Annotated in this window: 14 protein-coding genes; 10 read left to right on the plus strand and 4 right to left on the minus strand. The window is 55.2% G+C overall.

Annotated elements, in window-relative coordinates; translation table 11 throughout:
• Positions 1-5: 5 nt before the first annotated feature.
• From hscA to iscX, 3 genes are read left to right on the plus strand one after another with little or no spacing between them, the layout of a single operon-like run.
• Positions 6-1,871, plus strand: a complete 1,866-nt coding sequence (gene hscA / locus PQR63_RS10550; protein ID WP_408167820.1) for a Fe-S protein assembly chaperone HscA — start codon at positions 6-8, stop codon at positions 1,869-1,871.
• A gap of 17 nt (positions 1,872-1,888) precedes the next feature.
• Entirely contained in the window at positions 1,889-2,227 is a 339-nt protein-coding gene (gene fdx / locus PQR63_RS10555) for an ISC system 2Fe-2S type ferredoxin (RefSeq protein ID WP_007880067.1), read from the plus strand.
• Between the two features lie 56 nt (positions 2,228-2,283).
• Entirely contained in the window at positions 2,284-2,478 is a 195-nt protein-coding gene (gene iscX / locus PQR63_RS10560; protein ID WP_408167821.1) for a Fe-S cluster assembly protein IscX, read from the plus strand.
• A 92-nt stretch (positions 2,479-2,570) separates the two neighbouring features.
• On the opposite strand, the gene PQR63_RS10565 is transcribed toward iscX, so the two are convergent.
• Both PQR63_RS10565 and PQR63_RS10570 read right to left on the minus strand, forming a co-directional pair.
• Positions 2,571-3,890, minus strand: coding sequence for a DUF1501 domain-containing protein (locus tag PQR63_RS10565; RefSeq protein WP_408167822.1), 1,320 nt, complete (start codon positions 3,888-3,890; stop codon positions 2,571-2,573).
• Positions 3,891-3,897: 7 nt separating this feature from the next.
• Complete coding sequence (locus tag PQR63_RS10570) at positions 3,898-5,400, minus strand: DUF1800 domain-containing protein (protein ID WP_408167823.1); 1,503 nt, start codon at positions 5,398-5,400, stop codon at positions 3,898-3,900.
• 489 nt (positions 5,401-5,889) lie between these two features.
• On the opposite strand from PQR63_RS10570, the gene PQR63_RS10575 reads away from it, so the two are divergent.
• The 3 genes from PQR63_RS10575 (at position 5,890) to PQR63_RS10585 (ending at position 8,696) form a co-directional block, all read left to right on the plus strand.
• On the plus strand, positions 5,890-7,143 hold the full coding sequence (locus PQR63_RS10575; protein ID WP_408167824.1) for an EAL domain-containing response regulator: 1,254 nt from the start codon (positions 5,890-5,892) through the stop codon (positions 7,141-7,143).
• 159 nt (positions 7,144-7,302) lie between these two features.
• Positions 7,303-7,992 (plus strand): response regulator, encoded by a 690-nt coding sequence (locus tag PQR63_RS10580; RefSeq protein ID WP_408168083.1) that lies wholly within the window; start codon positions 7,303-7,305, stop codon positions 7,990-7,992.
• An 8-nt stretch (positions 7,993-8,000) separates the two neighbouring features.
• The gene (locus PQR63_RS10585) at positions 8,001-8,696 is read left to right on the plus strand and encodes a response regulator (protein WP_408167825.1); all 696 of its coding nucleotides are present in this window, start codon (positions 8,001-8,003) and stop codon (positions 8,694-8,696) included.
• Between the two features lie 205 nt (positions 8,697-8,901).
• On the opposite strand, the gene PQR63_RS10590 is transcribed toward PQR63_RS10585, so the two are convergent.
• A complete protein-coding gene (locus PQR63_RS10590) occupies positions 8,902-9,366 on the minus strand; it encodes a rhodanese-like domain-containing protein (RefSeq protein ID WP_408167826.1) in 465 nt (154 codons plus the stop codon).
• A gap of 370 nt (positions 9,367-9,736) precedes the next feature.
• On the opposite strand from PQR63_RS10590, the gene glnA reads away from it, so the two are divergent.
• From glnA to ntrC, 4 genes are all read left to right on the plus strand, one after another.
• Entirely contained in the window at positions 9,737-11,152 is a 1,416-nt protein-coding gene (gene glnA / locus PQR63_RS10595) for a type I glutamate--ammonia ligase (protein ID WP_007880082.1), read from the plus strand.
• A gap of 116 nt (positions 11,153-11,268) precedes the next feature.
• A complete protein-coding gene (locus PQR63_RS10600; RefSeq protein ID WP_408167827.1) occupies positions 11,269-11,751 on the plus strand; it encodes a DUF4124 domain-containing protein in 483 nt (160 codons plus the stop codon).
• A gap of 167 nt (positions 11,752-11,918) precedes the next feature.
• Positions 11,919-12,992, plus strand: coding sequence for a nitrogen regulation protein NR(II) (gene glnL / locus PQR63_RS10605; protein ID WP_094564514.1), 1,074 nt, complete (start codon positions 11,919-11,921; stop codon positions 12,990-12,992).
• 108 nt (positions 12,993-13,100) lie between these two features.
• Entirely contained in the window at positions 13,101-14,597 is a 1,497-nt protein-coding gene (ntrC, locus tag PQR63_RS10610; RefSeq protein ID WP_408167828.1) for a nitrogen regulation protein NR(I), read from the plus strand.
• A gap of 216 nt (positions 14,598-14,813) precedes the next feature.
• On the opposite strand, the gene PQR63_RS10615 is transcribed toward ntrC, so the two are convergent.
• Positions 14,814-16,106 carry an MFS transporter gene (locus PQR63_RS10615; protein WP_408167829.1) on the minus strand — a complete coding sequence of 431 codons (1,293 nt, stop codon included), beginning with the start codon at positions 16,104-16,106 and terminating at the stop codon, positions 14,814-14,816.
• Between the last annotated feature and the right edge of the window lie 38 nt (positions 16,107-16,144).

Genomic DNA, 16,144 nt, shown 5'->3' on the forward strand with positions numbered 1-16,144 from the left:
CGACTATGGCTCTTCTCCAAATTTCCGAACCGGGCATGTCCACCGCACCGCATCAGCATCGGCTAGCGGTAGGCATCGATCTCGGCACCACCAATTCGCTGGTCGCCACTGTGCGTAACAGCATCCCTGAAGTCCTCAACGACGAAGAGGGCCACAGCCTGTTGCCATCGGTAGTGCGTTACCTGCCTAATGGCCATGCCAATATCGGCTACAAAGCACAAGCTGCACAAACCACTGATCCGAAGAACACGATCGTTTCGGTCAAGCGCTTCATGGGCCGTGGCCTGAAAGACATCGCTTACGTCGAAAACCTGCCTTACGATTTTCAGGATGCGCCAGGCATGGTGCAACTGAAAACAGTTGCCGGTGTGAAGAGTCCGGTCGAGATTTCGGCGCAGATTCTGGCGACCTTGCGTCAGACTGCGGAAGATGCGCTGGGCGACGACCTGGTCGGCGCGGTGATTACCGTGCCTGCTTACTTCGATGATGCACAGCGCCAGGCAACCAAGGATGCGGCACAACTTGCCGGTCTCAATGTCCTGCGTTTGCTCAATGAACCGACTGCAGCTGCGATTGCTTACGGCCTCGACAATGGCTCGGAAGGTACGTTCGCGGTCTACGATCTGGGCGGCGGCACCTTCGATATTTCCATCCTCAAGCTGACCAAGGGCGTGTTTGAAGTCTTGTCGACAGGTGGAGATTCCGCACTGGGCGGCGACGATTTTGATCAGCGCCTGTTCTGCTGGATTTGCGAACAAGCGCAGTTGGCTCCCTTGTCGGACGAAGACACGCGCATTCTGCTAGTGAAGGCGCGCGAGGTGAAAGAGCTGCTGTCCTCCAAGGCTTACACGCAAATCGATGCGGCCCTGAATTCGGGTGAAGAAGTACATCTGTCTATTACGGCGGAAGAGTTCACTGCGCTTACTCAGCATCTGGTCGCCAAGACCATCACGCCATGCCGCAAGGCACTGCGCGACGCGAATCTGTCCGTGGACGACGTCGACGGCGTGGTGCTGGTCGGCGGTGCGACACGTATGCCGCATGTGCGCAAAGCCGTCGGCGAATTCTTCCAGACTACACCATTGGCCAATATCGATCCGGACAAAGTCGTGGCATTGGGTGCCGCCGTGCAGGCCAATCTGCTGGCGGGCAATCGTGCCGCGGGTGATGATTGGTTGCTGCTGGATGTGATCCCTTTGTCGCTCGGTATCGAGACCATGGGCGGCCTGGCAGAAAAAGTTATTCCACGTAATTCGACCATTCCATGCGCACGCGCACAGGAGTTCACGACCTTCAAAGATGGTCAGACCGCGATGGCGATTCAGGTGGTGCAGGGCGAGCGTGAGCTTGTCGCCGACTGCCGCTCACTGGCGCGTTTCGAGCTGCGCGGCATTCCGCCCATGGCAGCAGGCGCGGCACGTATCCGTGTTACCTATCAGGTTGATGCCGACGGTTTGCTGTCAGTGTCTGCACGCGAAATGACCTCGGGCGTGGAAGCGGCGATCACCGTCAAGCCTTCGTACGGTTTGGAGGATGATGACGTCGCGCGCATGCTGCAGGATTCCTTCCAGTCGGCCGATGAAGACATGAAGCGCCGCGCCTTGCGCGAAGAGCAGGTCGAAGCCGAGCGCATCATTCTGGCGACGGAGTCGGCGCTGAATGTCGACAGTGCCTTGCTGAATGAGCAAGAGCGCATCGACGTCGCCGCATTGATCGAAGTCGTGCGCGAGAAGGCGCAGGGTGATGATCATCTGGCGATCAAGGCGGCAGTGGAAGCGCTGGCGCATGGCACTGAAGAATTCGCTGCCCGCCGTATGGACCGCAGCGTTCACGCCGCGCTGGCCGGCAAGAAATTGGATGAAGTTTCGTAAAGATAGAGGTTAATACCGTGCCACAAATCGTCATACTCCCACACCCCACTTTTTGCCCTGATGGCGCAGTCATCGACGCACCGGTCGGCAAGACTCTGTGCGACGCCATGCTCGATAGCGATGTCGATATCGAACACGCCTGCGAGAAGTCCTGTGCCTGTACCACTTGCCATGTGGTGATCCGCGAAGGTTTTGACACGCTGGATGACCCGACCGACAAAGAAGAAGATTTGCTCGACATGGCCTGGGGTCTGGAAGCGAATTCACGCCTGTCGTGTCAGGTGGTGCTGGGCGACGACGATCTGGTCGTCGAAATTCCGAAGTACACCATCAATCACGCCAGCGAGAATCACTGATTCAGCTGAGGGCTTACGGCTGGCGTGGGTGACTGATCAACATTAGCGAGGCAGCCATGAAATGGACCGACATTCAGCGTATCGCTGAAGAGCTTAACGACAAGTTTCCTGACACCGATCCCAAGACCATACGGTTCACCGATTTGCATCGCTGGGTGATGGAACTGGATGATTTTGATGACGATGCCAATCGCTCCGGAGAGAAGATTCTGGAAGCGATTCAGGCAGCATGGATCGAAGAAGCCGAGTAAGTCGCAGCAGCGTTGCAGCCTGTGGACGTAAAAAAAAGGAGCGTAGACCGCTCCTTTTTTTATGCCCATCATGTTGCTATCTGTACCTGCAATCACACCAGAATATTCGATACGTGCTGCATGCCCGTCGTGTATTGCGGAAAGATCTGTTGCATGGCGCTATCCGGGATACGCATGTGTTTTTCTGCCAGTGTCGACATCACCGCGCGGAAATCAGTTGTGATCGCCAGATCGCGTCCTTCATTGAGTTCTGCCTTGTTCAGCCCCGGCCATTGACCGTAAATGGTGTGTCCACGCACATTGCCGCCGAGTAGCCACATGACGTTGCCATGGCCGTGATCGGTGCCGCCGTTGCCGTTTTCACGGAAGGTGCGGCCGAATTCTGAAACCACCACGATCACCGTGTCATTGAACGCCGGGCCAAGCTCCTGCGCCAGCGTTGCCAATCCGGTCGCCAGCGGCGCCAGGCGATTTGCCAGCTGACCGGCGCCATTGCCCTGATTGGCATGGGTATCCCAGCCACCGACTGCAAGAAAACCCAGGCGAATCTTTGGATCGCCGCGCATCAGGCGACCCAGGCGGGCCGTATCGATGGACAAGCCATTCGGCAAAGGCGCACCGTTGTTGGCCATGCGCTGCTCGTTGCTGCTCATTTCCGCCATCAGCTCTTTGCGTGCCGCGATGCCGTCGCGGTAAGCCTTGCCCAGAGCATCGTTGTCTGCGTACATCGCACCGTAGGCCTGATTGACCTTGGGCTGATCGATCAATGTCTGGCGAGCGGCGTCGCGGCCGGTCGGCATGTTGGCGACGACTTGCCGGCCGCTGAGGATGCGTGGTGTCGATTCGCCCAACGTCAACGCTTGTACCGGCGAATCGGAGCGCGGCAACTGGCCTTGCAGGCGATTCATCCAGCCGTCGCGGGTGTTGTGCTGGCCGGGCGTACCGGTTTCCATGTAGTCCTGCGCTTCGAAGTGCGAGCGAGAACCGTCCGGTGACCCCGACGCGTGCACGAAAGCCAGCTGGCCGTTTTCCCAATAGGGCATCAAGGGTCGCAATGACGGATGCAGGCCGAAATAGCCGGTGAGGTCGATCGCACCATTGTTCTGTCCGGGACGCGCCACGGCGATGCTGGAGCGCGCCTGGTAGTACTCGCGGTCGCCATGCGGCACCACCACATTGAGACCGTCGACGGCGCCACGCAGGAAGACGACAACCATGCGTGGCGTACCGTCGCCGTTGGCGTGGGCACGTTGCTTCGGCGTGCCGTAAGCGAGCGGGGCGTTGCCGGATGAGGATGTTGCTGCGGATGGTTGGCCGACCGGTGCTACGGCGCAGCCGGACAGGCCGATGGGAATGACAATGGCGCTGCCGCCGGCAATGCCCATGTAACGAATGAATTCACGACGGTTCATGATGGTCCTAACGTTTCATGAATGCAGGGCTGCCCAGAATCAGGCCGACCTGCAAGTTCGCGGGTGATGACGAGATCGTCGTCACGTTTTCCTGGCTCAGCGTCGGCGACAGCGTTTGTAGTAATTGCACCGGATCGACGGGGACGACATCGGGTGATGGTTGCGTGCCTTCGGGGCGAGCAATCGGCGATTTGCCGTTGCTCAGGCCGTTGACGAAATTGATCCGCCGCAACAGTGCATCAGGATTGAGCCAGGCTTCTTCCGAATACTTGTAACCCTCCGGAGTCAGCCAGCCATACAAAGGCATCCCGAATTGGTTTAGAACGCCGCTGACGGGTTTGCCGTTGACCACTGGCGTTGCAGTCGCGCGCAGGGACGAGATGACGTACTGATAGGGCGTCTTGAACTGACTTTGATAATTCTTGCGCGCCCAGAATTGCGGACTGTCGAACAAGACGCGCAGCACCGATTTGATATCGCCATTGGTGGCGAGGAAGCGCTGCGACAGTTGATTGACCAGTTCCGGATCGGGCTGGTCGGAGACAAAGTACTGCGCCAGCTTGGTCGAGATGAACCGCGCCGTGGCAGGATGGCGCGCCAGCATGTCGAGCGCGACTTCACCTTCTTGCTGGCCGCCGCGTGGAATGACTCTGCCGAGGAATTGCTTGTCGCCCGTATCGTGACGCCCTGGGCGGAAAATGAAGGTGGCATCGTCTGCATCATCTTTCATCTCGCGCACAGCGATGGTCCAGCCGCTGAGGATGCGCGCCAGAGAAATCACGTCGGCCTGGCTATAGCCGCCGTTGACGCCCAGCGTATGCAGCTCCATCAGCTCGCGTGCATAGTTTTCGTTGAGTCCTTTGAAGCGGCCCTTTGCCTGAGGCGTATTGGCGCCGCTGCTGAGCCAGTTGTCGAGGTAATACAGCATCGCAGGATGATGCGCGACGGCGCCCAGCAGCTGGCGGAAATTGCCGAGAGCATTGGGTCGAATAGCATTCTTTTCGTAGTCTGCATTCCAGTAGCGAACCCATTCTTTTCCTTCAAAAACATTGAAGTGGTTAAACCAGAATTCGGTCATCACCTCTTGCAACTGGCGTGGACTCTCCGTTGCCATCCACAGGCGGGCTAAATGACTGGCCGGCGTGATCTCTTTGGCGGCGCGCTGACGTGCGGCATTTTTTTCTTCCGGCGTTGCCGTGTTGGCAGGGAAGGAGGGCGGACCATATTGGATATAGAGCTGTGACGCGTTCAGATTGTAAGTTGGCAAGCCATCGAGTCTCGCCTGCAAGTCTGCCGGGAAGCGAATATGGTCGGGGTCAAGTTGCGCCTCGATATAGCGTTGCACGCCCATTTTTTCCACCGCGGCGACATCCCCGGGGCGCGGTCCATAGGCTAGGCGATTGAGGACATGCAGGGCTTTTTCCTGCGAGGTCAGCGCTTGCGCAGATGCAATGCTGCACAGACACAATGCCAGCAATCCGATCAAGCCATTTCTGAGCGAGGTTTGCATGATCACTTTGCGGAAAAGAGGGGATGACCTCCAGTATGTACATCCTCGTTTCCTCTCGCTGTAATAAAGTGTAAGGGACGAAACAAGCCTGACAAAATGCTGTCGCTCGAGCGATCAATGGAAATGATCTCGGATATCGAGCCGCAGATATGCATATCTGAAAAAGAAAATACTCTCGGTTATTTTCTTTATCGTGAATGTGTTTCTGTTCAAAATTCTTGTGGACTTTATGAAGCAGTTTTTGAAATGGAATTTCACTCTTAACGTGAAATCCCATTTATCCGCGGAATAAAATTTAGTAAAAATATTGATTTTCCTCGACTGAATTCTTTCCCTGAAGGCGTCCTGAAATTCTTTCGTTATTTATCAAAAAACGAAGACTGAAATTAAGAAGATTCTCATTTACGCTTACTGACAGGGCCGTCAGAATGCCTCCTTGAAATGAGCTATGTAATGCGCTGCAACAAGCGCCACCACGTTGGAGCGACTATGAGAACTATTGCTGATCTATCTATCTTGATCGTCGAAGACGAACCTCTTCAGCGCGCCTTCATCGCTGCAAGAATTAAGGAGCTTGGCGCCATCGATATTCGGGATGCGGCGGATGGCCTCGACGCAACGGCTACGCTCAGAGAGCGCGCAGCCGATTTGATATTTTGCGATATCGGCATGCCTAACATGGACGGCTCGCAATTTGTGTTGGCGCAAACGGCATTGCCAATGCGCAGCAGAGATCTTCCCATGCTGATCTGGATGAGTACGCATGACGGCGATCTGTTGGAGTCGCATCTGCAGATGGCGCGATCGGCCGGATTTCCTTTTGTTGATACGCTCGCCAAGCCGGTGACCTCGGTGGATTTGAGCGCCGCCATCGAGGCCGTTCTGGCCATATTGAATGCGCGTAGTGTTGTGCCGCAAAAGACTCCAAAATCGACTCGGGTTTTTTTTGAAGATGTCATCAATGAAGATGATATTTTGCGGGCAATTTGCGATACCAGCGAATTTGAGGTCTGGTACCAGCCACACATTTCTCTGAAAACGAAGATGGTTACTGGAGCCGATGCACTGGTGCGTTGGAGTCATCCCAAATTCAGTGGCTTATCGCCAAGCCAGTTCATGGAGCTGATTGAGAAGCAGGGACTCGGATTGATGTTGTTTTACCGCACATTCAATCATGCACTGAAGACGCTGGAAAAATTGGAAAAACTCGGTTGCAGCATGCCCATCTGTGTGAAGGCTTCCGCCACAACATTGGAGGCGCCGGAGATCGCCGACTATCTCTACGAACGCATTCAGCGGCATGAAATACCTCCCTCGCTTCTCGTCGTCGGCATTTCGGAGGAAGAGCCGCCGCAACAGGCCTTGCAGCTGGCGGCTTCGCTCAATCGCTTGCGTCTGCGTGGATTTGGCCTGTCCATTGATGATTTCGGCTCGGGGATTTCGACCATGAAGCTGTTATCGCAGATGCCTTTCACCGAAATCCGCATAGACGGTCATTTCGTCCGCCAGTTTCTGCGTCAGGCGCAGTGTCGCGTGATGGTTGAGTCGATCATCGATATCGCCAGTCGACTCAATCTCAAAGTCACAGCGGAAGGCATTGAGAACGCGCGACAGATGGAGGTGCTGGCCGCAATGGGGTGCCTGTATGGACAAGGAGCGATTGCCAAACCAATGCAACAGGAAGAATTTTTGAGTACTGTCGGTGCTGCGCAGCTATTTAACAACGGTCTCGTAGATGCGTGAACTTGCTATTGCATTTTTACTATCTTTGATACACTTGACCATGATTCGTTTGGTCGCGGGCCCGAATGTTGTCGTGATGGGATCCAAGCGAAGCAAGCCATCGATGCCGATCTTTATCGGTTTTGCTGCTTAAATGGGTGCTCGTGAAAGGACGTCATGATGGCATGGGCAGGAACAAATGCAATTCGCATCGCGTTGCTGGATGATCATGCTGTCGTCAGGCATGGGCTTGCAGCGCGACTGAAGGAAGAGTCTGACTTTGAGGTGGTCGGTGCTTATGCGACCAGCAAAGACATGATGTCCGCACTGCGTGCTTCTCCTGCGGACATTCTATTGATTGACTATTCTTTGAGTGTCAACGACATTGACGGGCTGAATCTGATTCGCGCCTTGAAGGTGCGTTTCCCTGGCAGCAAAATCATTGTGTCATCTTCCCATTACAACCCCGCAACGGTCGCGCTGGCCATGAGAGCGGGCGCACGGGGATTCGTCGGTAAGGAGCAGGAGTTGTCGGAGCTGATTGCCGCGGTGCGTTCAGTATCCGTTGGGCGGGTGCATCTCAATCCGCTGATGGCAGCCGAGATTTCCTCCATGCTGTCCAACAACAATACGCAGGAAGATGATTTGTCGGGGGCAGGTGACTCCCTGACTGATCACACCGAATTGTCTCCTCGCGAAAGAGAGGTCTTGCGCTGTTGCCTTGAAGGGATGAGTGTGACGCAGATCGCTGAAAAATTCGCTCGCAGCGTCAAGACCATCAGTGGTCAAAAGCAGGCGGCATTCCGAAAGCTTGGCGTACGCAACGACAATGAATTGTTCAAGATACAGCATCAGCTTCAGGATTTATAAGGCGCATCATGACCACCATTTCGTCGACTCCCAAACCATTGATTCTCGTCGTTGATGACTCCGCCACCAGCCGTGTCGTCATTGAAAAGCAACTGAAGAAGTTGGGATGCAGTGTGGCGACGGCCAATGACGGCACGTCCGGTTTGGAAGCGATGTCAAAGATCGAGTTTGATCTCGTTCTACTCGATTGTCAGATGCCCGATATGAGTGGTTACGACGTGGCAAGGCAGGTGCGCAAGCGTGAACGGCAAGAGGAAAGTGCGCATACGCCGATCATTGCCATCTCGGCGGAAACCGATGCAGCTCATATGCAAATGTGTATGGACAGCGGCATGGACGGTGTGTTGAGCAAGCCTCTTCCGGTGGATGAGCTGACGAAAATATTGTCGCTTTGGTGTGATGTCGAAACTGTTTCGCATCCTGTGACGACTGCAGATGAAGCAAAGAGTGTCGATCTGCAATCGTTGTTTCGTTCGACTTCTCAGGAAGACTTCAGCACCATGCAGACCTTGCTTACGCAAGCCGATGCCATGGGTGTGGGACGCATGGCGCATCGGATGAAGGGCGCTGCATTGACGATGGGCGCATCGCAGATCGTTGAGACGCTTGTGCGTATCGAAGCAATCGCCGTACATAAGACAGCACCATTTTCCGAACTGAATGCCGAGCTGGCTATCTTGAAGCAGCAACTGCAAGCCGTTTGATTTGAACTGAGCTGAATACATGTACATGGAGGTACAGATGCCCAGCACAGCTCAATCACGCTGAATAGCGCCCTCAAGCATTCGACGGTAAATCCTCGCGCATACTGCTTCAGTTTTTTCGGCGGCCCGCCGATTCCGCCGTACTTCCAGCTTCATCAAGCCAGTCGCCAGTCCAGCGGAACGATCGCTAATGCCGCAGCCCTGTTCAAGCGCCTGCCCATGGCAATCCAGCCTTGCACCAGCCTTCTATGGTCTTGCGGTGACCTGCGCTGTCCTTGTTGCCTTCGAAGCCTTCCAGAATATCGTAGCACTGCGTGTAGCCATTTTCGGTCGCAAGCTTGGCGGCATGACGCGAGCGCACACCGGAGCGGCATAGAAAGAGCAGCACGGCGTCTTTGTCGGCCACTGCTGCAAGTTGTTCCAGGAATTGCGGATTTGGCGTGCCTTCCGGATACAGGTTCCATTGCACCGCCAGGTGCTGCTCAGCCGGCAATGTTACCTGGCCGATCCAATCGCGTTCGGCCTTGGTGCGGACGTCAACCAGCTTGACCGTGTTATTGCCTTGAAGCAATGACCATGCTTCTTGTGGTGTTACAGCTCCCGCGTAAGGGAACTGACCGGTTTGGGCACGTTGTTTGGCAGAAGAAAAAATGTCGTTGCTTGAGCTCATGGTGCTTCCTGTTAAATTAATAAGAAAATTTTAAAAGTTGCTAAATAGAACGATTTATCAAACCAATGGCACTGCAATGGTGCAATACGTAAAAAATGTTTTTAATTGGTGCATTTAATTAAATTTGCACCATAATGATTCAATCAAAAGACGTCCATGCACTGCTCGGAAACGCCTGTCCTCCAATAACTCCCTAAAATATGCCATAAGCATCAACACAAGGCAGTTGATGGCATGGAATCTGCTATCATTCCCGCCTGAGTTCTGGCGCACTATCTGTTGTATTTGCTGCACACATCAAGTCGCACGTAGTCGGCTCATCACCCAAATTGTACAAATTTATACTACTTCCTCGTTTTAGGAGATTCGCATGGCAAGGACGGCCGCAGAGGTTTTGAAGTTGGTGAAAGACAATGAAGTCAAGTTTGTTGATTTCCGTTTTGCCGACACCCGGGGTAAAGAGCAGCACGTAACGGTTCCTGTTTCCCATTTCGACATCGACAAGTTTGAATCCGGTCACGCATTCGACGGTTCGTCGATCGCCGGCTGGAAGGGTATCGAAGCTTCGGACATGTTGCTGATCCCTGATCCAAATACTGCCAATATCGACCCGTTCATGGAAGAAACCACATTGTTCATGCAATGTGACGTGATCGAGCCATCCGACGGCAAGGGTTACGACCGTGACCCACGTTCCATCGCCAAGCGCGCTGAAGCGTACCTGAAGTCCTCGGGCCTGGGCGACACAGCCTACTTCGGTCCTGAGCCAGAATTCTTCATTTTCGACGGCGTACGTTGGGGCGCGGACATGTCCGGTTCTTTCGTCAAGATCGAATCCGAAGAAGCATCGTGGAGCTCCGGCGCCAAGCTCGAAGGCGGCAACACCGGCCATCGTCCAGTCGTCAAGGGCGGCTACTTCCCAGTGCCACCAGTCGACAGCTTCCAGGACATGCGTTCGGAAATGTCCCTGATCCTCGAATCCCTGGGCATTCCAGTTGAAGTGCACCACCACGAAGTGGCCGGCGCAGGTCAAAACGAACTGGGCACCAAGTTCTCGACACTGGTTGAGCGCGCTGACTGGACACAAACACTGAAGTATGTGATCTGGAACGTTGCTCACACCTACGGTAAGACAGCGACCTTCATGCCTAAGCCACTGGTCGGCGACAACGGCTCGGGTATGCACGTTCACCAATCGGTCTGGAAAGACGGCAAGAACCTGTTCGCAGGCGACGGCTATGCTGGCCTGTCTGAATTCGCGCTGTTCTACATCGGCGGTATCATCAAGCATGCCAAGGCGCTGAACGCGATCACCAACCCAGGTACAAACTCGTACAAGCGTCTGGTTCCAGGTTTCGAAGCACCGGTCAAGCTGGCTTACTCGGCACGTAACCGTTCCGCATCGATCCGTATTCCACACGTTGCGAATCCTAAGGGTCGTCGTATCGAAACACGTTTCCCGGATCCACTGGCGAACCCATACCTGTGCTTCTCGGCTCTGCTGATGGCAGGTCTGGACGGCGTGCAAAACAAGATCCATCCAGGCGAAGCAGCTTCGAAGGATCTGTACCATCTGCCACCAGAAGAAGACAAGCTGATCCCAACAGTGTGCGCATCGTTGGAAGAAGCTCTGGACGCACTGAACAAGGATCGCGAGTTCCTGACACGTGGCGGCGTCTTCACTGACAGCATGATCGATGCCTATCTGGACCTGAAGGGCCAGGAAGTGCAACGCTATCGCATGACGACACACCCAATCGAATTCGACATGTACTACTCGCTGTAATCGTCGATTTTGTATTGATAAAAAAGGGAAGCTTGCTTCCCTTTTTTTATGGCTTATCGAGACTGGAGATGTGTTGTCATACACTAATCGGCATTTCGATAAGTGGACGCCGGAAAATGAAGTTTCTCGCAGTGGGCGTGTTGTTGTGCGCGGCTTGTCTGGGCGACGCACAGGCGCAAAATGACGTGTACGTCTGCACCGATGAAAACGGTGCTAAAGAATACAAGAATACCGGGACGACCAAGGGTTGCCGCAAAGTCGAATTGCCAGGTTTGCCGACAGCAGTATCGCAGCCAAAGCGTGCGATGCAGGGCGGGGCAACAGGAGCGGCAGCAACTGCTACTTTCCCCAAGGTCGATACCAACGCGCAGAAGTCGCGCGACAGCGATCGCAAGCTGCTGTTGCAGGATGAATTGCATGCGGAAGAAAAGAAGCTGACGGGTTTAAGGGCGGACTTCAATAATGGCGAGCCGGAACGTCGTGGCGACGAGCGCAACTATGCCAAATATCAGGAGCGCGTCGCCGGGATGAAAGACGATATTGCACGATCGGAACGCAATATCGCGGCGCTCAAGCGAGAGCTTGCTAACGTACGTTAATGAACGCGTTCTTCATTGCGTTCGTCAGAAATGCAGCGTCGTCGCAGGCTTGCCCAAATCTTGCTTAGCTGAAGAGAAGCTGACAATCACCTTTGTATGACTGGTTCGATTGTTGGTTGTCTGTCACAGGCATTTCACAAGCATTACACAAGCTTTAACCGGAACGCATGAAAACAACGCTACCTTCACTGGATGGACTTGATCTGCTGGCGTCAGCAGTCATCATCCTCGACGCAAACGGCGGCATCGTCTATGCCAATGCCGCTGCCGAAAATCTGCTGGAGAGCTCCTTCAAGGTGCTTTCCCAACAAAAGCTGAGCGAGCTTTTCCTCAATGGAAAAGAACTCGCCACGCTGTTCTATCAGGCCGTCGCCCATCAGTTTGCCGACAAACGGCTGGACCTCGTTTTGGAGCGCATGGGACGCGAGCCCTTGCAAGTCCATACGATCGTTACCGCGCTCGACAGTGCCGCCACGCCGGTCTTGCTGGAGCTGCGTGAAAACGTCCAGCAACTCAAGCTGGATCGGGAAGAGCGTCTGCTCGATCAGAGTCAGGCCAACAAAGAACTCATCCGCAATCTTGCGCACGAGATCAAGAATCCGCTGGGCGGTATTCGTGGCGCGGCGCAACTGCTGGAACTGGAGTTACCTGAGCGTCATCTGAAAGAGTTGCGCGAATACACCCAGGTCATCATCAAGGAAGCCGACCGCCTGCAGACGCTGGTGGACAGGCTGCTGGCGCCGCACCGCCGGCCGCATATCGTTGGCGACGTTAACATTCATGAAGTCTGCGAACGTGTGCGCAGCCTCATCCTCGCCGAGTTCCCGAATGGTCTGACCATTCGCCGCGACTATGACTTGTCGATTCCCGAATTCCGGGGCGATAAGGAACAGTTGATCCAGGCCTTGCTCAACATTGTTCATAACGCTGCGCAAGCACTTGCCGATCGCATTCGCGCGGGCGACGCCGAGCTGGTTTTGGCAACGCGAGTTGCGCGTCAAGTGACGCTGGCCAAGGTCCGTTACCGGCTGGCACTAGACTTGCATATCATCGACAATGGCCCCGGTATCTCACCAGACATCCAGGACCGTATTTTTTACCCGCTGGTTTCTGGGCGGGAAGGAGGTAGCGGTTTGGGACTGACGTTGGCGCAAACATTCGTGCAGCAACATATGGGCGTAATCGAATGTGAAAGCCGGCCGGGATATACGGATTTCAGAATTTTGATCCCGCTTCCCTGATCACGGTTTTTTACTGGTCGGGAAGGTGGGGACTGAAGCAAATGCAACACCGGCATATGCCTTTGATGCTGTCTATTACACGCTACCAAAGCAGGAAAAGATAAGACTATGAAACCGATCTGGATTGTTGACGACGACGAATCGATACGCTGGGTATTGGAAAAAGCCCTCGCGCGAGAAAATCTCGCCACACAAAGTTTTTCCAGCGCGCGTGATGCGATGCAAGCATTGCAGACCGGCACGCCGCAAGTATTGGTTTCCGATATCCGCATGCCTGGCGCATCCGGTCTGGAGCTGCTCCAGACCATCAAAGCCAAGCATCCCGGCATTCCGGTCATCATCATCACCGCCTTCTCGGATCTCGACTCGGCAGTGTCGGCGTTCCAGGGTGGTGCTTTCGAATATCTGGCCAAGCCTTTCGATGTCGACAAAGCCGTTGAACTGATTCGTCGTGCGCTGGAAGAAAGCCTGCGTGAAACCGCAGTCGAGCAATCGTCTGCAGACGCGCCGGAAATCCTCGGCCAGGCACCGGCGATGCAAGATGTCTTCCGCGCCATCGGCCGCCTGTCGCAATCGAACGTGACGGTGCTCATTACCGGCGAATCGGGTTCCGGTAAAGAACTGGTCGCACGCGCCTTGCACAAGCACAGCCCGCGCGCTGCACAGCCTTTCGTCGCACTGAACACGGCGGCGATTCCGAAGGACTTGCTGGAGTCGGAACTGTTCGGCCATGAGCGCGGCGCCTTCACCGGTGCACAAGCTATGCGCCGAGGCCGTTTTGAGCAGGCCGAAGGCGGCACGCTGTTCCTCGATGAAATCGGCGACATGCCGCTCGATCTGCAAACGCGTTTGTTGCGTGTGCTGTCGGACGGACATTTCTATCGCGTCGGCGGCCATCAATCCTTGAAGGCCAATGTCCGCGTCATCGCAGCGACGCACCAGAATCTGGAGCATCGCGTACGCGAAGGCTTGTTCCGCGAAGACTTGTATCACCGCCTCAACGTGATCCGTTTGCGCTTGCCGAGTCTGCGTGAGCGTCGCGAAGACGTGCCGATCCTGGCGCGTCACTTCCTCACACAAAGCGCGCGTCAGCTCGGCGTCGAAGCCAAGCGTCTGTCGCCGCAAGCGATGCAGTTTTTGTCGCAGCTGGAATTGCCGGGCAACGTGCGCCAGTTGGAAAACCTGTGCAACTGGATCACCGTCATGGCGCCGGGGCAGACAGTTGAAGTCAAGGACTTGCCGCAGGATCTTATCGAAGAACGCAGCAGTAACTTCCAGCCGGTATCGTCACAGGCTGCGCCATCGTCCGCACCTGCGATGGAGTCGCATGGTGGCGCGGCAGCGGCGAATGTCGACGGTGACTTCGGTGGTGCTGATCGCAACTGGATCAGTCTGCTGGAAACCGAAGCCGCGCAAATGCTGGCGGAAGAACGTCCGGAAGTCATGGACATCCTCGGTCGCCAGTTTGAAGCGGCCTTGATCAAGATCGCGCTCAAGCATACTCACGGCCGCAAGAACGACGCAGCTGTGCGCCTGGGTATCGGCCGCAATACGATCACGCGCAAGATTCAGGAGCTCGGCATCGGCGGCGCTGAAGACGACTGATGGTCAAGCAAAAGTACAAGCACAAGTTAAGGGAAGTGGGAGAGCAGTAGCGGTAGAGGGGTAGGGAAGCAAACATCGTCACGGATATGCCTCGCAAAGAATGCAAACCGTACGATGAACAACAAAATGAAAAGGGCCGGATTCGTTGATGAATCCGGCCCTTTTTTTACGTCCAACTTTACTTGCGTCCGACCTGAGCCGGACGCAGTACTAAGATCAGCGCAGTTTCAAAACATAACGTGCCGATGCCGAAGCGATCAAGCTCAACGCAGCGCCGAAGATCACGAAATAGCTGACCGACAGCTTGTTGCCGGTGGTCTGAATCAGCCAGGTAATGATCAGGCCGGCAAAACCGCCAAACAGCATCACAGCGATGTTATAGCTCAGCGACATGCCTGTACCGCGCGTCTGCACCGGGAAGATATCCGACAGCAATGCCGGCATCGACGCAAAGTACATTGTCATCAGAATACCGATCACGATTTGCAGCAACAGCAGATTGATGAAGCTTGGCGAACCAGTCAGAAATACGAACATCGGATAGGTCAGCACAACAAAGGCCAGGCTGCTGGCAATCATGAACGGCGTGCGGCCATGTTTATCCGACAGTTCACCCACCAGCGGTGACGCCAGCATCATGATCAGACCCGACACCAGTGTTGCCGCGTAGGACGACCATGCCGGCATGCCCAGTTGCTTGATGGCGTAGGTCGGCATGTACAGCGACAGATAAACCGACACGGTCGCCATGATCACGCTGCCGGTACCGATCAGCAGGCGCATCTTTTGGGTAGTGAAGGTGTCGCGCAACGGTGTCTCGGTGCGTTCTGCAACAGCGAACTCAGGCGACTCTTCCAGGTGGCGACGGATGTAGAAACCGGCAGGGCCGATCAGCAGACCGAACAGGAAAGGCAAACGCCAGCCCCAGGAGTACAACTGTTCCGGCGTCAGCCAGCCGTTCAGACCGGCGCCGAAAGCGGCTGCCATCAACAGGCTCAGACCCTGGCTGGCAACCTGCCAGCTGGAGAAGAAGCCGCGGCGATGCGGTGCGTGTTCCACCAGAAATGCCGTCGAGCTGCCGAATTCACCGCCCGCCGAGAAGCCCTGGATCAGGCGCGCCAGAACGATACCTGCAGGCGCCCAAAGACCGATGCTGGAGTAGGTCGGCATGAACGCGATCATCGCGGTGCCGATAGTCATCAGCACGATCGACAGCGACAATGCCGCCTTACGTCCAACGCGATCGGAATATGCGCCGAGAATAACCGCACCGAGCGGACGCATGAAGAACGAGACGCCGAACGTTGCAAAGGTCACCAGCAGCGAGACCGTTTCATTGTCGGTCGGGAAAAACAGCTTGGCGATGATCACGGCAAACGCGCCGTAAATCAGGACGTCAAACCATTCCAACGCATTGCCGATAGAAGACGAGATAACTGCTCGCCACGTTTGTGGATGAAGCTTGACTGACGCATCATTGCCGGTTGCTGCAGAACTCTTATTATTCATGCGTTCTCCCGTTGGTGAGATTGTTGAGGGGTGCTGTT

The sequence above is a fragment of the Herbaspirillum rhizosphaerae genome (assembly GCF_046025915.1).
GTDB lineage: Bacteria > Pseudomonadota > Gammaproteobacteria > Burkholderiales > Burkholderiaceae_D > Herbaspirillum > Herbaspirillum rhizosphaerae_A.